Annotated in this window: 22 protein-coding genes and 3 tRNA genes; 18 read left to right on the top strand and 7 right to left on the bottom strand. The window is 72.3% G+C overall.

All coding sequences use genetic code 11. The features are described 5' to 3' along the window. Window positions 1-333: 333 nt before the first annotated feature. Window positions 334-1179 (bottom strand): FAD:protein FMN transferase, encoded by an 846-nt coding sequence (locus tag O7605_RS13185; RefSeq protein WP_269742622.1) that lies wholly within the window; start codon window positions 1177-1179, stop codon window positions 334-336. A gap of 221 nt (window positions 1180-1400) precedes the next feature. Here O7605_RS13185 and O7605_RS13180 point away from each other — a divergent pair, with 221 nt between their 5' ends. Then, window positions 1401-2432: a 3-isopropylmalate dehydrogenase gene (locus tag O7605_RS13180; RefSeq protein ID WP_269739449.1), complete on the top strand. Its 1032-nt coding sequence runs from the start codon at window positions 1401-1403 to the stop codon at window positions 2430-2432. A 196-nt stretch (window positions 2433-2628) separates the two neighbouring features. Further along, window positions 2629-3729: a branched-chain amino acid aminotransferase gene (locus tag O7605_RS13175; protein WP_269739448.1), complete on the top strand. Its 1101-nt coding sequence runs from the start codon at window positions 2629-2631 to the stop codon at window positions 3727-3729. 105 nt (window positions 3730-3834) lie between these two features. Here the strand turns inward: O7605_RS13175 and O7605_RS13170 are convergent, their stop codons facing one another. Together O7605_RS13170 and O7605_RS13165 are read right to left on the bottom strand one after the other, a co-directional pair. Continuing rightward, window positions 3835-4575, bottom strand: a complete 741-nt coding sequence (locus tag O7605_RS13170; RefSeq protein ID WP_269739447.1) for a tyrosine-protein phosphatase — start codon at window positions 4573-4575, stop codon at window positions 3835-3837. 59 nt (window positions 4576-4634) lie between these two features. Continuing rightward, the gene (locus tag O7605_RS13165; RefSeq protein ID WP_269739446.1) at window positions 4635-5096 is read right to left on the bottom strand and encodes a PRC-barrel domain-containing protein; all 462 of its coding nucleotides are present in this window, start codon (window positions 5094-5096) and stop codon (window positions 4635-4637) included. 310 nt (window positions 5097-5406) lie between these two features. Here O7605_RS13165 and cimA point away from each other — a divergent pair, with 310 nt between their 5' ends. Next, window positions 5407-6990, top strand: coding sequence for a citramalate synthase (gene cimA, locus O7605_RS13160; RefSeq protein WP_269739445.1), 1584 nt, complete (start codon window positions 5407-5409; stop codon window positions 6988-6990). Between the two features lie 18 nt (window positions 6991-7008). Here the strand turns inward: cimA and O7605_RS13155 are convergent, their stop codons facing one another. Next, a complete protein-coding gene (locus tag O7605_RS13155) occupies window positions 7009-7956 on the bottom strand; it encodes an endonuclease/exonuclease/phosphatase family protein (RefSeq protein ID WP_269742621.1) in 948 nt (315 codons plus the stop codon). A gap of 462 nt (window positions 7957-8418) precedes the next feature. Here O7605_RS13155 and O7605_RS13150 point away from each other — a divergent pair, with 462 nt between their 5' ends. The 7 genes from O7605_RS13150 to arfB all read left to right on the top strand — a co-directional run bounded on the left by O7605_RS13150 (window position 8419) and on the right by arfB (window position 13928). Beyond that, entirely contained in the window at window positions 8419-8916 is a 498-nt protein-coding gene (locus tag O7605_RS13150; protein ID WP_269739444.1) for a hypothetical protein, read from the top strand. A gap of 165 nt (window positions 8917-9081) precedes the next feature. Further along, on the top strand, window positions 9082-10131 hold the full coding sequence (locus tag O7605_RS13145; RefSeq protein ID WP_269739443.1) for an AAA family ATPase: 1050 nt from the start codon (window positions 9082-9084) through the stop codon (window positions 10129-10131). A gap of 26 nt (window positions 10132-10157) precedes the next feature. Beyond that, window positions 10158-11147 (top strand): DUF58 domain-containing protein, encoded by a 990-nt coding sequence (locus tag O7605_RS13140; RefSeq protein WP_443083983.1) that lies wholly within the window; start codon window positions 10158-10160, stop codon window positions 11145-11147. Further along, a complete protein-coding gene (locus O7605_RS13135) occupies window positions 11144-12103 on the top strand; it encodes a VWA domain-containing protein (protein WP_269739441.1) in 960 nt (319 codons plus the stop codon). The genes O7605_RS13140 and O7605_RS13135 overlap by 4 nt, the downstream gene beginning before the upstream one ends. A 62-nt stretch (window positions 12104-12165) precedes the next feature. Beyond that, the gene (locus tag O7605_RS13130; protein WP_269739440.1) at window positions 12166-13029 is read left to right on the top strand and encodes a S1C family serine protease; all 864 of its coding nucleotides are present in this window, start codon (window positions 12166-12168) and stop codon (window positions 13027-13029) included. A gap of 108 nt (window positions 13030-13137) precedes the next feature. Beyond that, window positions 13138-13434, top strand: coding sequence for a hypothetical protein (locus O7605_RS13125; protein WP_164445753.1), 297 nt, complete (start codon window positions 13138-13140; stop codon window positions 13432-13434). Between the two features lie 68 nt (window positions 13435-13502). Beyond that, entirely contained in the window at window positions 13503-13928 is a 426-nt protein-coding gene (gene arfB, locus O7605_RS13120) for an alternative ribosome rescue aminoacyl-tRNA hydrolase ArfB (protein ID WP_269739439.1), read from the top strand. Window positions 13929-13933: 5 nt separating this feature from the next. Here the strand turns inward: arfB and O7605_RS13115 are convergent, their stop codons facing one another. After that, window positions 13934-14851: a 3-methyladenine DNA glycosylase gene (locus O7605_RS13115; protein ID WP_269739438.1), complete on the bottom strand. Its 918-nt coding sequence runs from the start codon at window positions 14849-14851 to the stop codon at window positions 13934-13936. Between the two features lie 34 nt (window positions 14852-14885). Then, window positions 14886-16193: a hypothetical protein gene (locus tag O7605_RS13110; protein WP_269739437.1), complete on the bottom strand. Its 1308-nt coding sequence runs from the start codon at window positions 16191-16193 to the stop codon at window positions 14886-14888. A 133-nt stretch (window positions 16194-16326) separates the two neighbouring features. Between O7605_RS13110 and O7605_RS13105 the strand changes: the two genes are divergently transcribed. From O7605_RS13105 to O7605_RS13090, 4 genes are all read left to right on the top strand, one after another. After that, window positions 16327-17130: a fumarylacetoacetate hydrolase family protein gene (locus tag O7605_RS13105; protein ID WP_269739436.1), complete on the top strand. Its 804-nt coding sequence runs from the start codon at window positions 16327-16329 to the stop codon at window positions 17128-17130. Window positions 17131-17226: 96 nt separating this feature from the next. Then, window positions 17227-17298 (top strand) — tRNA-Gln (locus O7605_RS13100). Between the two features lie 137 nt (window positions 17299-17435). Next, window positions 17436-17508: transfer RNA gene (locus O7605_RS13095), tRNA-Glu, on the top strand. 171 nt (window positions 17509-17679) lie between these two features. Further along, window positions 17680-17755, top strand: a tRNA-Glu gene (locus tag O7605_RS13090). A gap of 164 nt (window positions 17756-17919) precedes the next feature. On the opposite strand, the gene O7605_RS13085 is transcribed toward O7605_RS13090, so the two are convergent. Continuing rightward, window positions 17920-18606 (bottom strand): IclR family transcriptional regulator, encoded by a 687-nt coding sequence (locus tag O7605_RS13085; protein ID WP_013284529.1) that lies wholly within the window; start codon window positions 18604-18606, stop codon window positions 17920-17922. A gap of 49 nt (window positions 18607-18655) precedes the next feature. Between O7605_RS13085 and leuC the strand changes: the two genes are divergently transcribed. The 4 genes from leuC (at window position 18656) to O7605_RS13065 (ending at window position 23536) form a co-directional block, all read left to right on the top strand. Continuing rightward, window positions 18656-20101 (top strand): 3-isopropylmalate dehydratase large subunit, encoded by a 1446-nt coding sequence (gene leuC, locus O7605_RS13080; protein WP_269739435.1) that lies wholly within the window; start codon window positions 18656-18658, stop codon window positions 20099-20101. A 12-nt stretch (window positions 20102-20113) separates the two neighbouring features. Continuing rightward, entirely contained in the window at window positions 20114-20701 is a 588-nt protein-coding gene (gene leuD, locus O7605_RS13075; protein WP_269739434.1) for a 3-isopropylmalate dehydratase small subunit, read from the top strand. Between the two features lie 173 nt (window positions 20702-20874). Next, entirely contained in the window at window positions 20875-21480 is a 606-nt protein-coding gene (locus tag O7605_RS13070; RefSeq protein ID WP_332317123.1) for an HU family DNA-binding protein, read from the top strand. A 148-nt stretch (window positions 21481-21628) separates the two neighbouring features. Further along, window positions 21629-23536, top strand: coding sequence for an endonuclease/exonuclease/phosphatase family protein (locus O7605_RS13065; RefSeq protein ID WP_269739432.1), 1908 nt, complete (start codon window positions 21629-21631; stop codon window positions 23534-23536). The last annotated feature ends 53 nt before the right edge of the window (window positions 23537-23589 follow it).

The following is a 23589-nucleotide window of genomic DNA, read 5'->3' as shown; positions in this document are numbered from 1 at the left end:
ACAGCGTGCCATCTGCGGTTCACCTTGTCGAAAACGACCCTGCCGCAGGCGAACGCCTGGGGGTACCGGCATTGCGCAGATGCTCCCCTGTGGAACCCTTGCCGCGAAACGCGTCAATTCGATAACGTACCGGTGCGGTCACCTGCCGAGCATGTGGCGCCGGCCCGTCTTCGGGTGGCGAGGTCGACGCCCGGCCGAGCGGCCCGCACCCCTCGATTGCGCGAGCCACGCGCACTCGTCGCCGACCGGCCTCCACGGTCGTTGCCGCGACCGTGGAGGCCGATCGCTGTTTCTACGCCCTGCTTCCCCTCGCCCCTGGGGGGATCGCGCGGTTCAGCGCTCGGCGGCGAAGAGCACCCGGTAGTCCGACCCGGGGCGGAACCAGGCAAGCCCCGCCGGCCCGGCGGCGTACAGGGCGGTGGCGTAGGCGTCGGCGACCGCGAGGTCGGGCCCGACCACGGTGGCGGCGACCAACTGCCCGGCCGGCTCGCCGGTGTGCGGGTCCACCACGTGGCCCTGCCGTCCGGTCACCCCGGAGGTGCCGACCGCACCGGCCGTCATCTCCAGCAGCAGCGGGGCCCGGCTCCGGTCGGTGGGGTGGTGCACCGCGATCCGCCACGGGCCACCGTGTCCGGCCTGGCCGCGTACCACCAGGTCGGCGCCGGTGAGCACGGCGTAGTCGTGGATGCCGGCGTCGCGCAACCGGGCCGCGGCCCGCTCGACCGCCCATCCGCCGAGCAGGCCACCCGGGTCGAAGCCGCCGGGCACCGCCCAGGCGTCGAACCAGCCGTCGGTGGCCGCGCGCATCGCGGCGCAGCGGTCCACCAGGTCGCGCAGCGGCGGGTACGACTCGGGACCGATCTCACCCCGGCGCAGCCGGGACACCAGGCTCTCCGGGCGGTTCGGGCCGTAGGTCAGGTCGATCGCCCGCAGTTCGGCGACCGCGTCGCGCAGCGCCGCGCCGGTGCCGCGTCGGCCCAACCACTCGGGAGCGTTCAGCAGCAGGGTGTAGGCAGCCGTCGAGGTGCGAACGGTGTGCCGGACGGCGATCCGGTCGCCGGCCACCAGATCGGTGCGGTCCGGCCGTTCCTCCCGGGCGCCCAGTCGCAGGTCGGGCCGGCGGAGGCGGAAGACCGCCGGATCGACCCAGCGGGTTCGTGGTTGCTCGTCGGTCCACATCGCGTCCGCCCTCTCCTCGGCGCGTGCCGCCCCGTCGCGGCGCTCGCCCGGGCCCACGCCCGTCACGCTCACGATCACGCTAGACAGCGGAGATGACCGAGCCATGAATGCCGCCTGGGAAGCTGCTGTGCGTCACCAATTTCCCGAAAGGTGGAACACTCGTACCGGGGGGCGGGACGGCGGCGTACCGTCGAGCCATTCGAGCTAAGGAGCTGACGGACGTGGCACGGATCGCGGTGGTGGCCGGGGACGGCATCGGCCCCGAGGTGGTCGCGGAGGCCCGCAAGGTCGTCGACGCGGTGCTGCCCGGTGTCGAGGTGACCGAGTACGACCTCGGTGCGGCACGTTACCACCGCACCGGCGAGGTGCTGCCCGACTCGGTGCTCGGCGAGCTGGCCGGGCACGACGCGATCCTGCTCGGCGCGGTCGGCGACCCGACCGTGCCGCCCGGCGTGCTGGAGCGCGGTCTGCTGCTGAAGCTGCGCTTCGCCTTCGACCAGTACGTCAATCTGCGCCCGTCGCGGCTCTGGCCGGGAGTGACAAGTCCGCTCGCGGCGGTCAAGCCGGGCGAGGTCGACCTGGTGGTCGTCCGGGAGGGCACCGAGGGCCTGTACGCCGGCGCCGGCGGCTCGCTGCACCGGGGCACCCCCGCCGAGATCGCCACCGAGGAGAGCCTGAACACCCGGCACGGTGTCGAGCGGGTGATCCGGGACGCCTTCGCCCGCGCCGCCCGGCGCGAGCGGCGCAAGGTGACGCTCGTGCACAAGACGAACGTGCTCACCCACGCCGGCTCTCTGTGGTCGCGCACCTTCGACACGGTCGCCGCCGAGCACCCCGACATCGCCACCGAGTACCAGCACGTCGACGCCGCGGCGATGTTCCTGGTCACCCAGCCACAGCGGTACGACGTGGTGGTCACCGACAACCTCTTCGGCGACATCCTGACCGACATCGCCGCCGCGGTGACCGGTGGTATCGGGTTGGCCGCCAGCGGCTGCATCAACCCCGACGGGGCGTACCCGTCGATGTTCGAGCCGGTGCACGGCTCCGCCCCGGACATCGCCGGCCGTGGCGTCGCCGACCCGGTCGCCGCCGTGCTGTCGGCGGCGCTGCTGCTCGATCAGCTCGGGCACGCCGACGCCGCCGCCCGGATCACCGCCGCGGTCAGCGCGGAACTGGCCGCCCGCAGCCCCGAGGCGGTCGTACGCACCGCCGAGGTGGGGGACCGGATCGCGGCGCAGGCCGCCGGCTGAACCGTTCCCGTCCCACCGGCCACGGCCACCTCACCGCTTCGGCGGAACCAGGGTGGCGGTGGCGACTCGCCGGTGGTGTGCCACCTGTCCACCGGTGGACCTATCCGCTGAACGACCGTTCGGGGTAGGTTTCTGGCACAACCATGTTTCCGGCGTGCGGTCGGCGCATGCCGTCGTCCCCAGGGAGGTCAGCGCGATGAGCGGTGGTGACAAGATCGATTTCGAGATCCGTCCGAACCCCGCACCGGTATCCGCCACCGACCGGGCTGCGCTGCTGGCAAACCCCGGGTTCGGCCGGGTGTTCACCGACCACATGGTCACCATCCGGTACGCCGACGGCAAGGGCTGGTACGACGCCCGGGTCGAGGCCCGCGCACCGATCCCGATGGATCCCGCCAGCGCGGTGCTGCACTACGCGCAGGAGATCTTCGAGGGCATGAAGGCGTACCGGGCCGCCGACGGTGGAGTGACGATGTTCCGCCCGTACGCCAACGCGGCCCGGTTCAACACCTCCGCCGCCCGGATGGCCATGCCGGCGCTGCCGGAACAGACCTTCGTGGACTCGCTGCACCGGCTGATCGAGATCGACCGGGAGTGGATTCCCGACGGCGACGACGGCGGCAGCCTCTACCTGCGGCCGTTCATGTTCGCCAGCGAGGTCTTCCTCGGCGTCCGCCCGGCCAACGAGTACCTCTACTCGGTGATCGCCTCGCCCGTCGGCGCGTACTTCTCCGGCGGGGTCAAGCCGGTGACGGTCTGGGTCTCGCCCGACTACACCCGCGCCGCGCCCGGCGGTACCGGCGCGGCCAAGTGCGGCGGCAACTACGCCGCCTCGCTGGCCGCCCAGGCCGAGGCCCTCGAACACGGCTGCGACCAGGTGGTCTTCCTCGACGCCGTGGAGCGTCGATTGGTCGACGAACTGGGCGGCATGAACGTCTTCTTCGTCTACGACGACGGGTCGATCGCCACGCCGCCGCTGACCGGCACGATCCTGCCCGGCATCACCCGCGAGTCGGTGCTCACCCTGGCCTCGGCGGCCGGTCACCGGGTCGAGGAGCGGCCGGTGACCTTCGACGACTGGCGGACTGACGCCGCCAGCGGCCGACTCCGCGAGGTCTTCGCCTGCGGCACCGCTGCGGTGATCACCCCGATCGGGCAGGTGCGTTTCCCGGACGGGGAGTTCACCGTCGCCGGCGGCGAGCCGGGCACCGTCACCATGGCGCTGCGCCAACAGCTGGTGGACCTCCAGCGGGGCAAGGCCGAGGACCCGCACAACTGGGTCCACCGCGTCTTCTGAGCGGTTCGTCGGGGCCCCGTCGTCACGCCGAGCGTGGCGCGGGGCCCCTGCACCGTCCTGCCGTGCTCATGAAGCTCGCGCGGGCACGGTCTGGGACAACCCGGCCTAGGTCAGCAGGTGGTCACGCAGGGCGGCGAGCTGCTCGTCGGTGACCCCGGCATGCCGCAGGTAGTCGTCGACCGAGCCGTGCCCCTCCCGGATCTCGGCCAGGAAGAGCAGCATCGTCTCGGCCGGTGAGGACAGGTACGGCACGGGCAGCTCGGGCACCTCGGGATGGGCGGTGGCCACCCAGGCGGCGAAGCGCTGCGACGCCTCGGTGCTCAGCGCGTAGTCCGCCGCGATCTCGGCGTCCTCGACGCCGAGCACCGCGAGGGTCAGGCCGCAGACGATGCCGGTGCGATCCTTGCCCGCGACGCAGTGCACCACCACCGGCGCGTTCGCGCTGTCGGCGATCAGGCCGATCGCCTCGGCGAGACCGGCGGTGCCGGTGCGGGCCAGATCGGCGTACCGGTCGGCGAGGTAGCGGGCCAGATCGGTGTCAGGCTGGTACGGTCGCTCCTCCCAGTGCGCGTGCTCCGGGTGGATGTGCCGGTAGGTGAGGCCGTCGAAGTCGGGGACCCGGCCGTATCGCTCGACCTCCTGCGGGCGGCGCAGGTCGACCACGGTCCGGACGCCGAGCGCGGCGAACGCCTCCCGGTCGGCCTCATCCATCCCGTGCAGCGAGTCGGAGCGGTAGAGCCGTCCGGTGCGGACGGCACGCCCGTCCAGGCCGCGGTAGCCGCCCACGTCCCGGAAGTTGAACATCCTGGTGAAGGGGATCCTGCGAGTCTGCTCAATGGCGTCCATCCGGACACGGTAACGGCCGGTGGAACAGCGTCCCACCGGCCGTCACGTCGTCAGGTGTCCTACCGGAGCGGGCCACCGGGCGGCATGGCGCTGTACGTGTCGTTGTAGTAGCCGCCGAGCTTGTCCCGGTAGGCCGGGTCGGTGGCCGTCTCGTCGTACTCCGGCGCGGCCTTGATCTGGTCCTTGGTGCGGTCGACGAAGACCTTCTGCTCCTCGTGGTCGACGTGGTTCACCGTGCCGGCCGGGAGCATCACCTTCTTGCCGAAGATCCACGGTCCGGTGTCCACGACCAGGTAGCTGGCGTTGACCTCGGTGCTGTCACTGTCGATCTTGCCGATCGAGCCGTCGCTGGCCTCCACCTTGTAGCCGACCAGGTTCGCGCCGGCCACCCCGGCCTCGTCCCGGTAGCTCCAGGGGTCGAAGGCACCGGCGGGCGGGCCGCCCGCGACGACGCTCTGGTCGACGGCACGCAGCTCCGGGTCGGGCGTGGTGTGCGTGGTGTTGGGGTCGAGCCTGTCCATGGGATTCTCCTGCCCCGGTCCTCGGTCGGACCGTCTCGGAGGAACGTGTTTCGTTGTCCCGAAAACTCCTACCCGGGCACGAGCGCTCTACACCAGGAAAACCATCCGGCACAGCCACCACCCGTTGTCCCGAGATGTGGATTGTGCCTCCCAGAAGCGTCCTGGAGGTGGCAGAGTACCGGGCGTGACCAGCACCGCCCGCATTATTGGCAACTAGCGCGCCGGCCTTCCCCTCGCCGAGCGCGCAGACCTCCCGCAGCCGCGGGGGGTCTTTTTGTTGCGCCGGCCGGTGCCTGACGAAGGGATCACCATGACGTTTCAGGTCTACGACACCACGCTGCGCGACGGCGCCCAGCGCGAGGGGCTCAGCTACTCGGTGGTCGACAAGCTCGCCGTGGCGCGGCTGCTCGACGAGTTCGGTGTCGGGTTCATCGAGGGCGGCTGGCCGGGCGCGGTGCCGAAGGACACCGAGTTCTTCCGCCGGGCGCGCGCCGAACTCGACCTCCGGCACGCGGTGCTGGTCGCCTTCGGCGCCACCCGCCGGGCCGGCACGGTGGCCGCGGACGATCCGCAGGTGCGTGGCCTGCTCGACGCGCAGACCCCGGCGGTCGCCCTGGTCGCCAAGGCCGACCTGCGGCACGTCGAGCGGGCGTTGCGCACGACCGCCAAGGAGAACCTGGCGATGATCCACGACACGGTGGCCCACCTGGTCGCCGAGGGACGTCGGGTCTTCGTCGACGGTGAGCACACCTTCGACGGTTACCGGCACGATCCGGCGTACACCGCGTCGGTGGTGGAGACGGCCCTCTCGGCGGGCGCCGAGCGGTTCGTGCTCTGCGACACCAACGGCGGGATGCTGCCGTCCCAGGTGACCGCCACCATCGTCGACCTCACCGACCGGATCGGCGTCGCGCCGGAGCTGCTCGGCATGCACGCCCAGAACGACACCGCCTGCGCGGTGGCCAACACCATCGCCGCCGTGGAGGCCGGGGTCCGGCACGTGCAGGGCACCGCCAACGGGTACGGCGAGCGGCCGGGCAACGCCGACATCTTCGCGGTCGTCGCGAACCTCCAACTCAAGCTCGGGCTGCCGGTCCTACCGGAGGGCTGCCTGGAGCAGATGGTGCGGGTCTCCCACGCCATCGCCGAGATCGCCAACATCGCCCCCGACACCCACCAGGCGTACGCCGGGGCCGCCGCCTTCGCCCACAAGGCGGGGTTGCACGCGAGTGCGATCAAGGTGGATCCGCTGCTCTACAACCACGTGGAGCCCGAGGTGGTCGGCAACGACATGCGGATCCTGGTCACCGAGATGGCCGGCCGGGCCAGCATCGAGCTGAAGAGCCGCGAGCTGGGGCTGGAACTGGCCGGCCATCCGGAGACCCTGTCCCGGGTCACCAACCGGGTCAAGGAGCTGGAGGCCGGCGGGTGGTCCTTCGAGGCCGCCGACGCCTCGTTCGAGCTGCTGGTCCGCTCCGAGCTGCCGGACGCCGCGCCGGTGCGGCCCTTCGCGCTGGAGTCGTACCGGGTGCTGGTCGAGCACCGCGAGGACGGCTCGGTCGTCTCCGAGGCAACCGTCAAGATCCGGGTACGCGGGGAACGGGTGATCGCCACGGCCGAGGGCAACGGTCCGGTGAACGCGTTGGACGAGGCGCTGCGGGTCGGTCTCGGCCGTCACTACCCCGAGTTGCGGGACTTCGAGCTGGCCGACTACAAGGTGCGGATCCTGGAGGGCAGCCACGGCACCGGCGCGGTGACCCGGGTGCTCGTCGAGACGGCCGACGGGCGGGGCGGTGGCTGGACCACCGTCGGCGTACACCCCAACGTGGTCGAGGCGAGCTGGCACGCCCTGGTCGACGCGCTCACCTACGGCCTGGACCGCGCCCGGGTCTGACCTCTGGGGCCCCGTGGCCTACCGGCTCTCCGCCGCGGGTAGGCGCAGCTCGGCGAGGATCATCCGGTGGTCGCTGCCGGGTAGCGGGTGGACCGTCACGTCCCGTACGGCGATGCGCCGGTCCACCAGCACATGGTCGATCACCACGGGCGGGATGAGGTCCCCGTCGTACGGTCCCCAGGTGCCGGTGAGCCCGGCACCGACCGAGGCGGCGGCGTCCACGTAGCCGGTGTCGAGCAGGGTGCGCAGCGGACCGTGGTCGAGGGTGGCGTTGAAGTCTCCGGCGAGGATGCTCAACGGTCCGTCGGGGGTGGCCGCCGGCTGGGCAGCCAGGTCGGCTCGCCAGGACTCCACCTGGTCGACCGCGTACGGGGCCGCCGGGTGCGCCGACTCGACGCGGACCGGGGGTGCGCCGGGCACCGTGACGGTGGCGTACGCCTGGGTGAAGCCCCAGGCGCCGCGCAGCTGTCGGATGCCGCCGTCGCTGAGCGGATGTCGGGCGTACAGGCCGGAGCCGGGGGTGCCGACGACCGGGTTGAGCTGCCGGTGCACCAGCACCATGTCCAGGCCGAGCCGATCCAGCTCGGCCTGGGCGGTCGGGGTGAACTCCTGCACGAGCAGCAGGTCGACCTGCCGGGCGCGGACCAGCTCCACCACCGCCGCCGGATCGGCGGCACCGGCGAGCAGGTTGGCGGTGAGCACCCGCACGGTCGGTCCGGCAGCGTCCGGCTGCGGCGCGGGCAGGGCGCGGGGTGCCACCAGCGCGACCAGGGCGAGGGTGGTCAGCGCCGCCACGATCGCCGGGGCCCGGCGGCGCAGGGCGAGCGCGAGGACCAGCGGGGCCAGGCTCGCGATCGTCACGTACGGCGTGAAGGCCAACGCCTGCACCAACGGCCCCCGGTCCAGACCGATCGACCGCACCAGCACCCAGCCGACACCCGGCGCGACGGCCAACCAGCAGAGCAGGCCGACCCGGGACGGCCGCCAGGCCCGGTGGCCGATGGTGATCTCCACGGCAGGCAGGCTACTGAATCTCGCCCGGTGTGCACCGCCCGGCCGCGAAAGCCCGAGCCGGCCGGATCCCGTACGGCAGCTCGACAAAGTTCCGAGAGACGATTTCATGAATTGCGCACGGCTTCACTTTCGCAATTTATGGCCTTGATCCGACAACTCGCCGACGGCATTGTCACTATTGACCCTCGGCATTTTGCAGTGCTACGTTTCAGCTGCTCGGGAGGCTGCGCTCGGGCAAGGAACTGCCAGCTCAGAGTGCATGTCAATGGGCCGGGTTGGATGCGTCTGCGGGTGCGCTCCCGGACGGGGTGCGCAGGCGGTGAGCGCTCATTGCCGCCCGACTCGAAAAAGGCAACAACCGCCCCGCGTGTCGCGGGTCGGCCGTATCTCCACGCCTGAAAAGGGAGTCCCGTCATGACCAGATTATTCCGACGCAAGACGGCCGCGGTGGCGATCGCGGCGCTGGCGCTGGCCCTGGCCGGCGGCGGAATCGCCGCGGCGAAGCCGACCACCGGTTCCGCCCAGCCCACCGCCCGCAGCGCCCAGCAGCCGGCCGTCACCACCGCCTCACTGAACAGCGCGAAGGCCACCCTCGCCAAGGGTGACGCGATGGGCACCCAGGCCGTCAGCGGCTTCTACGCCACGGCGGTCAACGCCAACGGCACCAAGGCCCGCGGCGACGGTGTCGTCATCAAGTACGGCGTCGGCGAGTACGAGGTGCAGTTCGGCAGCAACGTCACGAACGGCATCTACGTCGCGACGATCGGCCGGCCGGACTCGTGCTGCATCCCACCCGCCGGTGAAGTGTCGGTCGCGCGGCGACTGCTCACCCCGAACGCGGTCTTCATCCAGACCCGCAACTCCGCTGGCACCCCGGCCGACCTGCCGTTCTACCTCCTCGTGCACCGCTGATCGGTCCACTGTCACCGGCCTTCGTCCCAGGACGGAGGCCGGTGCCGGGCAAGTAGGGGCCCGCTCCTTCCCACTGTCCGGTAAGGGTGCCGATCACGTGGTCTGGGCGGCGGAGGGCCGGAAATTCCGACGTTTGTCCGCCGGTCGGCTCGGGAAGCAAGCACCGTGACGGACATCTCGGACACCATGGCCAGCCTGCCCAGCCCGGCCGATCCGGACGCGACCGCGGCGGAGTTGGACCAGACGCTCTTCGAGGTCAAACGCGTGATCGTCGGGCAGGACCGGCTCGTCGAACGCCTCCTGGTCGCACTGCTCGCCGACGGGCACTGCCTGCTGGAGGGCGTACCGGGAGTGGCCAAGACCCTCGCCGCACAGACCCTCGCGACGGTGGTCGGCGGCAGCTTCTCCCGTATCCAGTTCACCCCCGATCTCGTCCCCTCCGACATCGTCGGCACCCGGATCTACCGCGCCTCGAAGGAGAGCTTCGACGTCGAGCTGGGCCCGGTGATGGCGAACCTGGTGCTGGCGGACGAGATCAACCGCGCACCGGCCAAGGTGCAGTCGGCGTTGCTGGAGGCGATGGCCGAGCGCCAGGTGTCGATCGGCGGGCGCAGCCACCCGGTACCGGAGCCGTTCCTGGTGCTGGCCACCCAGAATCCCATCGAGTCGGAAGGGGTCTACCAGCTGCCGGAGGCGCAGCGGGACCGCTTCCTCATGAAGATCGTCGTCGACTATCCGGACGTCGCCGACGAGTTGGCCATCCTCTACCGGATGAGCGCCGACCGCCCCCGGGCGCACCGGGTGCTCGACCCGGAGCGGCTGCGCGAGTTCCAGCGTCAGGCCAGGCAGGTCTTCGTCCATCACGCCATCGCCGAGTACGTGGTTCGGCTCATCCTCGCCACCCGTGACCCCGGCCGGTTCGGGTTGCCGGAGATGGCCGGGCTGCTCGCCTACGGCGCCAGCCCACGCGCCACCCTCGGGCTGGTATCGGCCGCTCGCGCCCAGGCCCTGCTCCGGGGACGCGGCTACGTGCTGCCCGACGACGTCCGGGAACTCGCGGCGGACGTACTGGCCCATCGGCTGGTGCTCTCCTTCGACGCGGTCGCCGACGGGGTGAGCGCCGACCGGGTGGTCCACCGGCTGGTCGAGGCGGTACCGCCGCCCCGGGTGACCGCCGCCAGGCCGGCGTACGCGACCGACCTGGCAGTCGCCTGATGGGCCGCCGGAACCCCGTGCCGCCGGTGGCGGCGGACCCGGTGCTCACCGACCTCACCCCCGGCCAGCGGTTGCGGCGGCTGGAACTCACGGTGACCCGACGTCTCGACGGCCTGCTGCACGGCGAGCGGCACGGTCTGCTGCCCGGTCCCGGCAGCGAACCGGCGGGCAGCCGCGAGTACCGGCCGGGTGAGGACGAGGTACGCCGGATGGACTGGTCGGTGACGGCCCGCACCGCCGTGCCGCACGTGCGGGAGGTGGACGCCGACCGGGAGCTGACCACCTGGCTGCTCGTCGACGCCAGCCCCAGCATGGAGTACGGCACCGCCGAGCTGGACAAGCGGGAACTGGCCGTCGCCGCGGTCGCCACCGTCGGCTTCCTCACCGCCGGGCCCGGCAACCGGCTCGGCGCGCAGGTGCTCACGCCGTACGGGCTGCACCGGGTGCCGGCCCGGGGCGGGCGTACTCACCTGCTCGGGCTGCTGCGTGCGTTGCTGGCCGCGCCCCGGGCCGGCGACGACCCGGACGTCGGGCCCCGGACCGCGCCCGTCGCCGGGCTGGCCGACGCGCTGGCCGAGGTGCGCCGGGTCGCCCACCGGCGTGGTCTGGTGGTGGTGGTCTCCGACTTTCTCGACGGACTGCCCGACGACCCACGGTGTCCGGCCCGCTGGGAGCGGGCGCTACGTCAGCTCGCGGTGCGCCACCAGGTGCTCGCGGTCGAGGTGACCGACCCTCGCGAGCTGGAACTGCCGGACGTCGGTCTGATCACCCTGGTCGACCCGGAGACCGGTGAACACCGCGAGGTGTGGACCGGCGACCGACACCTGCGCGAGCGTTACGCGGCGGCGGCTGCCGCCCAACGTGAGCAGGTCCGGGAGGCGCTGCGCCGGGCCGGTGCGACCCACCTGGCGCTACGCACCGACCGGGACTGGACCGTCGACATCGTCCGGCACGTGCACGCGCAACGCCGGTTGGTCGCCGCCGCGCCGGCACCGAACCGGGGAGGTGCGGCGTGATCTGGCAGTCACCTGTCCGGCTCTGGCTGTTGCTCGGTGTGCTCGCACTGGCGGCGGCGTACCTGGTGGCGCAGCGGCGTCGCAGTCGGTACGCGGTCCGCTTCACCAACCTGCGGCTGCTCGACCGGGTGGCGCCCCGGCGCCCGACCTGGCGTCGGCACCTGCCGGCCGGCCTCTTCCTGGCGATGCTGGCCCTGCTCGTGGTCGGCTTCGCCCGACCCACCGCCGAGGTCCGGGTGCCCCGGGAACGCGCCACGGTGATGGTGGCGGTGGACGTCTCCACCTCGATGCTCGCCGGCGACGTCGAGCCGGACCGGCTCAGCGCGGCCAAGAGCGCCGCTCGGCGCTTCGCCGACGGTCTGCCCGGCGAGTTCAACGTGGGACTCGTCGCGTTCGCCGGTAGCGCGGCGGTACTGGTGCCGCCGGGCACCGACCGGGAAGCGCTGCACGACGGGATCGAGCGGCTGGCCGAGGGCACGACGGGTGTGCAGGGCACCGCGATCGGCGAGGCGATCAGCACCTCGCTGGGCGCGGTGAAGGCGCTCGACGACAAGGCCACGACCGAGCCACCACCGGCCCGGATCATCCTGCTCTCCGACGGGGCGAACACCTCGGGCATGGATCCGGTGGAGGCCGCCGCCGAGGCGGTGGCCCTCGACGTGCCGGTGCACAGCATCTCGTTCGGTACGCCGGGTGGCTTCGTCGACCGGGGCGGTCGACCGATTCAGGTGCCGGTGGACGGGGAGACGCTGCGGGCCGTGGCCGAGCAGACCGGGGGCGGCTTCCACGAGGCCGGTACGAGCGCCGAACTGCGGGCCGTCTACGACGACATCGGCAGCTCGGTGGGTTGGCGCACGGTGCGGCAGGACGTCTCGGCCCGGTTCATCGGGCTCGGGCTGGTCTTCGCGATGGGCGCGGCGGCCGGCTCGATGCGCTGGTTCTCCCGCCTGCCCTGAGTTCCGACCGTCCGACCCGCGACGGCGGCCGCGGCCGAGCCACACACGTGAGGAGCGTACGTATGGCAGTGCAGACCGGACTGGGTGAGCCGCGCGGACCCTGGTTCGTCTCGCCCGATCTCGACCCGGACGGGCGGGGCGGGACGGACCCGGCGGCGCGGGCGCGGGAGCGGTTGCTGGGCGGCTGGCGGCGCCGGCTGCTCGCCGGGCTGGCGATGATCGCGATCTCCGCCGGGTCGGGAGCGCTCGCCGGCGGCTGGGTGGCCGGTCGCGACGGCATCCCGGGGCCGGCCGCCGCGTCCGCCGCCCCGGTGCCGGCCGAGCTGGTGACCGCCGCCGAGAAGACCGTGCCCGGTGTGGTGTCGGTGCTGGTGGGTGGGGCGGCGGGTGGCTCGGCGAGCGGTTCCGGCTTCGCGGTCGACTCCGAACAACACATCATCACCAACGACCACATCATCGCCAAGGGCCGTGGCGGGCCGGTGACCGTCGAACTGCCGGACGGCCGGCGGTACGCGGCGGAGGTGGTCGGCCGGGAACCGGACAGTGATCTCGCGGTGCTCAAGGTGCCGTCGTCGGCCAACCTGACGTCGCTGCCGTTGGCCAAGCCGGGTGCGACCCGGGTGGGCGAACCGGTGCTGGCCGTCGGGTCGCCACTGGGGCTGCCCGGCACGGTCACCGCGGGCATCGTCAGCGCGCTGGACCGGCAGGTGCGCCTCGGCGACAACCGGCACCGGGCGGTGCAGACCGATGCCTCCATCAACCCCGGCAACTCAGGTGGACCCCTGGTCAACGCCCGGGGCGAGGTGGTCGGGGTGAACACCGCGATCGCGACGATCGACGGCAACGGCTCCATCGGCATCGGGTTCGCCATCCCGATCGAGCAGGTGCAGCAGACCGCCGACACGATCATCGGGAAAGGCGGCTGATCACCGATAGTAACTGTCCGATTACGGGGAGATCGGGGCAACTGTCGGATTCCGGCGACCGATGATCGGAGAATGGAAATATTACGCTCGGTATGAATACTGGCGTGGGTGGAGCGTCCTCTCATCGCGGCCCTCCTGCTGGTGGGCCTCATCATCGGAAGTGGCGTCGGGTCGTCGTACGCACGCGCCCGGCGGGGCTGGAACGACTACCAGGCGGCCAAGAAGACCGTGCCCGGGGCGCGTCGGGCAGCCTGGATGCTGATCAAAGTCGTCACCACGAAGGTCGGTGTCATCGCCCTGCTCCTGATCGGCGCGGTCGCGTACGCCGCCACCGGTGGCGGTGACGATCCGGCGCCGTCGACGCCGACGCCGAGCAGCACCGCCGACGAGCGGCCCGACCGCTGACAACGGATCGGATGCGCGCTCGCGGCGTTGGCGCGGAGGCGCCGCGGACCCCGCGCTAGCCTCAGGGCGTGGACGACGGACTGCGGGTGACCGACCGGTGGGTGGTTTCCGCCGCCGAACTGCGGGAGCGGTTCTCCCGATCGTCCGGGCCGGGCGGGCAGGGCGTCAACACCGCCGACTCCCGGGTCGAGCTGAGCTTCGACCTGGCCGGCTCACCCAGCATCCCCGAGTCGCTGCGTGCCCGGGCGCTGGACCGGCTCGCCGGACGGCTGGTCGACGGCGTGCTGACGATCGCCGCCAGCGAGCACCGGACGCAGCTGGCCAACCGGGAAGCGGCGCGGGAACGTCTGGTCTCGGTGCTGCGCGAGGCGGTCGCCCCGCCACCGCCACCGCGTCGTCCGACCCGCCCGTCGCGGGCGGCCAAGGAGCGGCGGCTGGCCGAGAAGAAGCGTCGGGGGCAGCGCAAGCGCGACCGTCGGGTGGACGGCGAGTAGCACCGTCAACCGCGGTCGAGCAGCGCGGAGCACACCTCGATCAGCCGGGCCCGCAGCCGGCCGGCCCGCTGCGCGAACTCGCGTTGCCGTGCCACGTACTCGGCCTTGCCCTCCGGCGTCTCGATCGCCACCGGCGGCTCGCCGTAGGAGGAGAAGTCGTACGGCGACGCCCGCATGTCGAGCAGCCGGATCTCGCCGGCCAGCTCGAAGCAGTCGAGCGCCAGCGCACCGGGCACGGCGGGGCCCAGCTTGGTGGCCCACTTGTGGCAGTCCATCGAGGCGTGCAGACAGCCGGGCTGGTCGAGGTCCACCTGACCGGTCCGGGTCGGTCGGAGGTGGTTGAGTTCGACGGCCTCGGGGGTGAAGAACCGGTACGCGTCGAAGTGCGTGCACCGGATCTGGTGCGACTCGACCACCGCGTCCGTGCCCCGCTGACCGAGTCGAAGGGGCAGCGGGTGCCGGTGCTCGGCCTGGCGGTACACCATCGCCCACTCGTGCAGCCCGAAGCAGCCGGTGAAGGCCGGTCGGGACGCGATCGAGGTCAGCAGTCGGTGGATGAAGCGCACCGAGTCGCCCCGGTCGGTCAGGAACGCGTCGACGTCGAGGCGTACCGAGCCGTCGGCGTCGGTCGCGTACCAGCGCCACCGGTGCTGCGGTGCCGGGCCGTCCGGACCGGCTTCCAGCCGGACACCGACCCCCGGGTGCCACCGGCGCAGCACCGACGGCCGGGTGCCGTAGTAGTCGTACAGGAAGTCGTCGATGGCGTGCCGTGCCCCGGCGGCCCGCCGGGCCCGGTGTCCCGCCGTGAGTGAATCGGCGCGTCGCTCGTGCCCGGCCAGCAGGGGTCGCCAGGCGGTTGCCGGCAGGCTGGTCGGTCGCCCGCCGTCGACACCACCGACGACGGGGGCGGGGACGGTGCTCACGGAGCCAAGGGTACGACCGCCGTCCGGTCGCCGGTCAGGGCACGTCGACGCGGACACCAGCGGAGAAGACCCCGCTGCGCAGTTCCAGTCGCTGCGGCGCCTCACGCCCGGTGACGGTGAAGACCAGCGGCAGCACCACCCGGCTGCCGGCGGCCAGCGGGTCGGCGAACACGTCGCGTCCCTGGTTCGCCTGGCGGGTGGCCGGTTCGTCGGTGGTGACCCAGTTGCCGTTGGCCAGGTACGCCCGTTGCAACTTGCCGTGCCAGCTCTGGTGCTCGCGGGTGAGGTTGCGGACCCCGACGGTCGCCTGACACTGCCGCGCGCCCCGGCCCGGTTCGCAGGTCATCCGGTAGACGGTGAACTCGAACGCGTCCTCGCGCAGCGGCGTCCCCAGGCTCCCGCTGACTCCGGTGCCTCTCCAGGCGCCGCTGGTCGGCTGGCTGTCCGTGTCGATCGCGGTGACCCGGCGGGTGGCGGACCACGCGGCGGCGCCCAGCGTGCCGGCCAGCACGATCGCGGCCACCGGCACCACGACCCACACCGGCGGCTTGCGGCGTCGGGCCGGCGGCCGGGGCGCGGCCGGGCGTGGGTAGACGGTGCCCGGCCCGTCCGAGGCCAGTGCCGCGGCGACCGGCCGTCGGCGGCGTCGCCAGGCGAGCAGTCCCACCACGGCCAGCACCAGCAGCGCGGCACCGGCGGCCGTCAGCGCGGGTGTCTGGCGCCGCCAGCCCGTGGCCTCCGGCGACTGCGTCGCCGCCATCCCCGGCGCCGTCCAGGTGGCGCTCGCACAGTCGTACGGCTGTCGGCCGTCGCTGGCGTAGGCGCACGTCGGAGCGGTCACCGGCTGTCGGGATCCGGTCATGGTGAGCGTGGTGCCCAGTGTGGTGGTGCTCTCCGGCGCCAGCCTCAGCCGCCAGGTCACCTCGGTCGCCGACGATCCGCCGGGGCGGAGCACCCGACCACCGTCGCTCACCGTGGTCGCCGAGACCCCCTGGGGCAACTCCTGACGGACGGTCGTCTCCACCGGGGTGCTGCCGGCGTTCCGGACCTCGATCCGGTACCCGGGCGCGCTGCTCCGCTCCGGCGCGACCCGTACGCTCACCTTCGGCCTGGCGGCCGGCGCGACCACCCGGGTCGGCGTCGGTACCGCCGGTGGTGCCGCCGGCATGCTGGGCTCGGGTGCGGCCGCCGCCGGCGTGAGCCCCGCCGTCGGAGCATGCGGGGCGGTGACCGCCGGAGCGTGCGGGGCGGTGGCGGTCGGCAGCACCGGCAGCGCGGTCAACAGACCGACGCAGTGCACGATCGCGGCGAGGGTCCTGTGGTGTCGTGTCGATGCAGGCATACGAACGAACCTCCGCAGCCGACGCTAGGGGCGGGCGCGCGTCGGGTGGGTACGAAGCGGTGAATCCGGCCCGGACGGTGCGCGGCGCGGGTAAGCTGCGCCGACCGTGCGCTGGCCGCACTACATTGGCCTGGTGCGTATCGCTCGTTTTGCTCATGCCAAGGGAATGTCGTTCGGTGTCGTCGAGGGGGAACCGGAGGCCGGCCCCCAGGGGCTCACCATCGCCGAGATCTCCGGCCACCCGTTCGGCCAGATCACGTTCAGCGGGGTCCGCTGGGCGTTGTCCGACGTCCGGCTGCTCTCGCCGATCCTGCCCAGCAAGGTGGTCTGCGTCGGCCGTAACTACGCCGAGCACGCCGCCGAACACGGCGCCGAGGTGCCGAAGGAGCCGCTGTTGTTCCTGAAGCCCTCGACCTCGGTGATCGGTCCCCGGGACGCGATCCGGCTGCCGGAGTTCAGCCGGCAGGTCGAGCACGAGGCCGAGTTGGCGGTGGTGATCGGCGCACCCGGCGCCCGCCGGGCCGACCGGGCCGCGGCGGAACGGGCGATCTTCGGCTACACCTGCGCCAACGACGTCACCGCCCGGGATCTGCAGCGCTCCGACAGCCAGTGGACCCGGGCGAAGGGGTTCGACTCGTTCTGCCCGATCGGGCCGTGGATCACCACCGGGCTGGACGTCACCGACCTGGAGATCCGCTGCGAGGTCGGTCGCGATCCGGAGGAGATGGAGGTGCGGCAGCTCGGCCGCACCGGCGACATGGTCTTCGACGCGCCGGCCCTGGTGTCGTACGTTTCACACGTGATGACGTTGTTGCCCGGTGACGTCGTGTTGACCGGTACGCCGGCAGGGGTTAGCCCGCTCACGGACGGGGATACGGTGAGCGTCCGGATCGAGGGGATCGGAGAGCTGACGAACCCGGTGGTGTCGGCGACCTGATCGCCGTTTTGGCAGCTCAGTAGCGGTTTGGGGAAGTCGATTTGGCCTGTCGGTGCCGGGAGGGTAGAGTTTGTTCCCGGCGCCGCAAGGGGCCAATGGGGTATGGGGTAATTGGCAGCCCGACTGATTCTGGTTCAGTTAGTCTAGGTTCGAGTCCTGGTACCCCAGCGCAGCCGAGATTCGTCACGAATCGAGGCAGCTGGATTCTGGTGGAGTTCGGCACGAGGCACCGCGAGGGGCCTTGGTGGCGAGGTCTGGTAGAGTTCGGCGGCACTGCCTGAAAGGGTGGTGCCGCGATGTGTTCTGGCCCCGTCGTCTAGCGGCCCAGGACGCCGCCCTCTCAAGGCGGTAGCGCCGGTTCGAATCCGGTCGGGGCTACAGGTGTTCACGGCTCGTTCCGCCGCTGCGGAGCGAGCCGTTTCGCTTTCTCGGTCAACTGCCGACCCCGACCGCGGCGCCCACCCGCCACCCCTGTGCGGCACTCGGCGGCGGCGCCGCTAGACTACTGCCGCACCGCCCACAAGGGCTGGTGAATCCGCAAAAGTGCCTGGCCCCGTCGTCTAGCGGCCCAGGACGCCGCCCTCTCAAGGCGGTAGCGCCGGTTCGAATCCGGTCGGGGCTACCACACACCAAAGCCCGTCTCGCCCGCCGAGACGGGCTTTCTCCCATCTCCCCCTCCGCCCCGCCCGCTCCGCCGCGTTGATCATGAAGTTGTTGTCTGGCCGTCCGGCGTGGCGTGACAACAACTTCATGATCAACGGGTGCAGCGGGATGGGGCGGGGGTGGGGGTCAGAGGCCGGAGAGGCGTTGGCCGGCGCGGACCACGGCCATGGCGTGGCGTTCGCCGGGGCGGCGGCCGAGGCGCTCGATGGGGCCGGAGATGGAGATGGCGGCGATCACGCGGCCGGTGCGGTCGCGGATCGGGGCTGAGACGCTTGCCACACCGGCCTCGCGTTCGGCGACGCTCTGCGCCCAGCCTCGGCGGCGGACCTCGGCGAGGGTGCGGCCGGTGAACTTGGACCGGGGCAGCAGTGGCATCACCGCCTCCGGCGGCTCCCAGGCGAGCAGGATCTGCGCGGCCGAACCGGCGGTCATCGGCAGCACCGAGCCCACCGGCACGGTGTCCCGTAGCCCGCTGGCCCGCTCGGCGGCGGCCACACAGATCCGCTCGTCCGCCCGACGCAGGTAGAGCTGGGCGCTCTCACCGGTGGCGTCCCGCAGGGCGGCCAGCAGTGGCTCGGCCGCGGTCAGCAGCACATCCGGCGCCGCGTTCGCCAACTCGCCCAGGCGTGGGCCGGGACGCCAGCGACCCTGAGTGTCCCGGACCAGCATCCGGTGGATCTCCAGCGCCTGCGCCAGCCGGTGCGCGGTGGCTCGGGGCAGCTTCGTGCGTTCAACAAGTTCGGCAAGGCTGGCGCCGTCGACACAGGCGGCCAGGATGACCACCGCCTTGTCGAGAACGCCGACACCGCTCATACTGTGTCCCACAAGCCGAAATTTACCTCCCAGAATTTAGGATGTCCAGATGGTGGGAGTCACTCCAGAGCCGAGAACCTTGGCCGAGAAGGTCTGGGACGCACACATCGTCCGGTCCGCTGATGGTGAGCCCGATCTGCTCTTCATCGACCTGCACCTGCTGCACGAGGTGACCAGCCCGCAGGCGTTCGACGGTCTGCGCATGGCCGGCCGTCGGGTGCGGCGTACCGACCTCACGCTGGCCACCGAGGATCACAACACCCCGACCGGGTACGCCGATCCCTCGTTCCAGCAGCGTCGCGGCGACCTGCTCACCATCGCCGACCCCACCTCCCGTACCCAGATCGAGACGCTGCGGCGCAACTGCGCCGAGTTCGGCGTACGGCTGCATCCGCTCGGCGACGCCAACCAGGGCATCGTGCACGTCATCGGCCCGCAGCTCGGCCTAACCCAGCCCGGCATGACGATCGTCTGCGGCGACTCGCACACCGCCACCCACGGCGCGTTCGGCGCCCTGGCCTTCGGCATCGGCACCAGCGAGGTGGAGCACGTGCTGGCCACCCAGACGCTGCCGCAGGCTCGCCCGAAGACGATGGCGGTCACCGTCGACGGCCGGCTCGGCCCCGGCGTCACCGCCAAGGACCTGGTGCTCGCCCTGATCGCCAAGGTCGGTACCGGCGGCGGGCGCGGGCACATCGTGGAGTACCGGGGCGAGGCGATCCGGGCGCTGTCCATGGAGGGGCGGATGACGATCGCCAACATGTCCATCGAGTGGGGCGCCAAGGCCGGCATGATCGCGCCGGACGAGACGACCTTCGCGTACCTGAAGGGGCGGCCGAACGCCCCCGGCGGCGCCGACTGGGAGGCGGCGCTCGCCTACTGGCGGACCCTGCCCACCGACGAGGGCGCGACCTTCGACTCCGAGGTGACCCTGGACGCCACCGAGATCACGCCGTTCGTCACCTGGGGCACCAACCCGGGGCAGGGTGCGCCGCTGGGTGCGGTCGTGCCGGACCCGGACGAGTTCGTCACCGAGCCGGAGCGGGCCGCCGCCCGCCGTGCCCTGGCGTACATGGACCTCAACCCCGGCACCGCGTTGCGCGACCTCGCCGTCGACGTGGTGTTCGTGGGTTCCTGCACCAACGGGCGCCTGGAGGACCTGCGCGCCGCCGCCGACGTGCTGCGCGGCCATCGGGTTGCCGACGGGGTACGCATGCTCGTGGTACCCGGCTCGGCCGCGGTACGCGAGGCGGCCGAGGCGGAGGGGCTGGACAAGGTCTTCACCGACGCCGGTGCCGAATGGCGCTTCGCCGGCTGCTCCATGTGTCTGGGCATGAACCCGGACACGCTCTCGCCGGGGCAGCGCGCCGCCTCGACCTCCAACCGGAACTTCGAGGGCCGCCAGGGCCGGGGTGGGCGTACCCACCTGGTCAGCCCGCCGGTGGCCGCCGCCACCGCCGTCGTCGGCCGGTTGGCCGCACCCGCCGACCTGTAGAAGGGCTGCGACATGGACAAGTTCACCGTGCACACCGGCACCGCCCTGCCGCTGCGTCGCTCCGACGTGGACACTGACCAGATCATCCCCGCGGTGTACCTCAAGCGGGTGACCCGGACCGGTTTCGCCGACGGGCTGTTCAGCGCGTGGCGGGAGGATCCGGCATTCGTGCTCAACGATCAAGCTTATTCGGGAGCGTCGATTCTGGTGGCCGGCCCCGAGTTCGGCACCGGGTCATCGCGGGAGCACGCGGTGTGGGCGTTGCGTGACTACGGCTTCCGAGTGGTGATCTCACCGCGCTTCGGTGACATCTTCCGGGGGAACGCCCTCAAGGAAGGGTTGCTTCCGGTAGAGCTTGAATTGAAAGCTGTCGAAGAAATCTGGAGCCTGGTCGAGGAGAATCCGGCCACCCCGCTGATCGTCGACCTGACCGCGCGTGAGGTGCGGGTCGGCACCGCCACCTGGTCGTTCCCGCTTGACGACTTCAGCCGTTGGCGGCTGATGGAGGGCTTGGACGACATTGGACTCACCCTCCGCCACGAGGACCGGATCAGCGCCTTCGAGGCCGACCGACCGGCCTTCCTGCCCCGGGTCGCGTAGCCCGAACGCCCCGATCCGCAGCCGATTCCGCCCCCACCGGTGCCACCGGTGGGGGCGAATCCGTTACGACACAAGGGCTTTTTTCCGCCGAATGTTTGTGTCCCGCCAGCACAGGGCATACCGTGCGCGCAGAATGGCTCGCGTCGAGTCAGTTGCACAATCAGGAGGAAGTCGTGAACAAGGCCGAGCTCATCGAGGCGCTCGCCGTTCGCCTGGGGGACCGGAAAACGGCGACGGCCGCGCTCGACGCGGTCCTCGCTGAGGTCCAGGCGGCGGTCACCAAGGGCGAGAAGGTGGCGATCACCGGTTTCGGAGCGTTCGAGAAGCGGGTCCGGGGCGCGCGAACAGCCCGCAACCCGCGTACCGGGGAGGCGGTGAAGGTCAAGAAGACCTCGGTGCCGACGTTCCGCCCCGGTGCCGGGTTCAAGGAGATGGTGGCCAGCGGCAAGGTGCCGAAGGCCACGGCTGCGGCGAAGAAGACCGCCGGAGCCACCGCCAAGACCACCGGTGCCAAGGCGACGGCGGCGAAGAAGACGACCGCGGCGAAGAGCACCGCAGCCAAGAAGACCGCGGCGAGCAAGACCGCGGCGGCCAAGAAGACCACCGCGACCAAGACGACCGCGAAGGCCGCCCCGGCGAAGAAGGCCGCCACCAAGAAGGCCGCCCCGGCGAAGAAGACCGCCGCGGCGACCAAGGCGACGGCGGCTCGCAAGACCGCCACGGCCAAGAAGGCGCCGGCGAAGAAGGCGCCGGCCAGGAAGACCGCGACCCGGCGCTGAGCCGGTCGTACGACGAGGGCGCCCGCCGGCACGGCGGGCGCCCTCGCCATTCCGACCGACGGTCCACCCGCACACGGCGGGGAACCGTTGACCGGCCCGGGACCCGGCCAGCAGAATCGCCGCACCACCCCTCGCCGGAAAGAGAACCGTGTTGAGTCAGCGCCGTCTCGGCACCGCCACCCTGGCTCTGGGACTTGTCGTCCTGACCGACGTGCTGCGGGTCTTCCTGCCGTCGGTCATCACCATCTTCGGTCAGGCCGCGTCGACCCCGGCCGAGCTGCTCGGCGCGTTCGCGGTCAGCTGGTTCGTGCTGGCGCTCGCCGCGCCGGTCCTCGTCGCACGGGTCGGCTCCGCCACCGTCGGGGTCGCGGCGGTGCTGGTGCTCGGTGCCGCCCGGCTGGCGCTCACCGCCGCGCCGGGCGGGCGGGCCCAACTGTGGCTGGCCAGCGCCGGTCTGCTCGCCGGTCTGGTCTGGCTGGCCGCCACCGCCGCCCGGGTCGCGCACCCGGTGCCCGGGCTGGTGCTGGGGATGACCGCGAGCGCGCTGGGCCACGCGCTGCTCGGCACGTACGACCTGGTGTGGTGGCAGCGCTGGCCGGCGTGGGTGGCGAGCGTGGCGGTGGTGGCGGCGCTGCTGGCCGCCGAGACGGCCTTCGGCCGTGCCGCCACACGACCGGTCGACGACCGGCCGCCGCCGAACCGCCGAGGCTGGTTGCTCGTCGGGCCGGCCCTGCTGCTCGGCGGCATGGTGGCGTTGTCACCCGCGGTCGCGATAAGCGCCATGTCCTACTGGTACGGCGAGGCGGGCACCGCCGCGCCCCCGCCGTTCGCGTTGGCGCCGCTGGGTGCCGCGGCACCGCTGTTCCTGCTCGGTGCGTTGACCCCGTGGCAGCCACGGTGGCGGGCGCTGCCGCCGGTGCTGCTGGTGGCCGGGGCCCTGCTGTTCGGATACGGTCCGCCGACGCTGCTCACCGTCGCGGTCCTGGCCGGCGCGGCGGGGCTGGGCGGCTGCCTCGGCCTGACCGGTGACGGCGCGTCGCCGCAGCCGACCGACCGGAGCGGCACCGGCCCGGCGTACGCGGCGGTGGGCGGGATGCTCGTCTTCGCCGTCGCCGCGCTCGTCTACTACGCCGCCTACGACATCGGCTACCCCAACCAGTGGGTACCGGCCGCGGTGGCCGCCCTGACCGGGATGGTCGCGATGCGCGCGACCGCCGCGTCGGGCGGGCAACCGCGGGCCGACCCCGCGCCGGAGCTGCCCCGGTGGCGGCTGGCGGTGCTGGCCGCAGTCGTCGCCCTCGCCGCCGCCTGGCTGCACGGGCCATGGCTGGTGGCCAGCAACCGGCCCGGGCCGCCGGAGCAGGTGCGGCTGGTGGCGTACAACATCCGGATGGGCTTCGGCCTCGACGGCCGCTTCGACCTCACCGCCCTGGACCGGATGGTCGGCCGGGCCGACGTGGTGGTGCTCAGCGAGGTCGACCGGGGCTGGCTGCTCAACGGTGGCCACGACACACTGGGCCTGCTCGCCGACCGGCTGGGGATGCCGTACGTCTTCGCGCCGGCCGCCGACCCGCTGTGGGGCGACGCGGTGCTCAGTCGCTGGCCGGTGCAACGGGCCCGGACCCGTCCGCTGCCAGCGGTGGGCGCGCCCACCGGCGCGCAGGCGCTGGGCGTGACGGTCGACCTCGGTGCCGGCGTACGCCTGGCCGTGGTGAGCACCCACCTGCAGCCGCCGCCGGGTGCGGACCCGGTGGTGCAGGCCCGCGCCGTCGCGGACTTCGCCACCGGGTACGCCGACGGCGCGCCGCTGGTGGTCGCCGGTGATCTCAACACCGAGCCGGGCGACCCGGCGTTCACCGCGTTCACCGACGCCGGGCTGGTCGACGCGCTCGCCGCCGCCCGCCCGCTGCCGACCAGCCCGGCGGACGATCCGCGCGAGCAGATCGACCACGTCCTCGTCTCACCCGATCTGGTCGCCGCCGACGCGGTCGCGGTGCCGGGCACCGCCAGCGACCACCTGCCGGTCGCCGTCACCCTCACCCTGCCCGACCGCTGAGGCGGTCGCGGCTCGACTGCGGCGTGGCCAGCTCGGCGCGATGTGCAGGGGCC

The sequence above is a fragment of the Verrucosispora sp. WMMA2121 genome (assembly GCF_027460185.1).
Lineage (GTDB): Bacteria > Actinomycetota > Actinomycetes > Mycobacteriales > Micromonosporaceae > Micromonospora > Micromonospora palythoicola.
The sequence above is the reverse complement of the archived record's forward strand: the minus strand, read 5'-3'. Positions and strand labels throughout refer to the sequence as shown.

Excerpts from the sequence above, each read along its gene's own strand:
- leuC (WP_269739435.1), top strand. The coding sequence starts at position 18,656 with ATGGTGGGAGTCACTCCAGAGCCGAGAACCTTGGCCGAGAAGGTCTGG.
- leuD (WP_269739434.1), top strand. The coding sequence starts at position 20,114 with ATGGACAAGTTCACCGTGCACACCGGCACCGCCCTGCCGCTGCGTCGC.
- O7605_RS13130 (WP_269739440.1), top strand. The coding sequence starts at position 12,166 with ATGGCAGTGCAGACCGGACTGGGTGAGCCGCGCGGACCCTGGTTCGTC.
- O7605_RS13185 (WP_269742622.1), bottom strand. The coding sequence starts at position 1,179 with ATGTGGACCGACGAGCAACCACGAACCCGCTGGGTCGATCCGGCGGTC.
- O7605_RS13175 (WP_269739448.1), top strand. The coding sequence starts at position 2,629 with ATGAGCGGTGGTGACAAGATCGATTTCGAGATCCGTCCGAACCCCGCA.
- O7605_RS13170 (WP_269739447.1), bottom strand. The coding sequence starts at position 4,575 with ATGGACGCCATTGAGCAGACTCGCAGGATCCCCTTCACCAGGATGTTC.
- cimA (WP_269739445.1), top strand. The coding sequence starts at position 5,407 with ATGACGTTTCAGGTCTACGACACCACGCTGCGCGACGGCGCCCAGCGC.
- O7605_RS13165 (WP_269739446.1), bottom strand. The coding sequence starts at position 5,096 with ATGGACAGGCTCGACCCCAACACCACGCACACCACGCCCGACCCGGAG.
- O7605_RS13110 (WP_269739437.1), bottom strand. The coding sequence starts at position 16,193 with ATGCCTGCATCGACACGACACCACAGGACCCTCGCCGCGATCGTGCAC.
- O7605_RS13150 (WP_269739444.1), top strand. The coding sequence starts at position 8,419 with ATGACCAGATTATTCCGACGCAAGACGGCCGCGGTGGCGATCGCGGCG.
- O7605_RS13085 (WP_013284529.1), bottom strand. The coding sequence starts at position 18,606 with ATGAGCGGTGTCGGCGTTCTCGACAAGGCGGTGGTCATCCTGGCCGCC.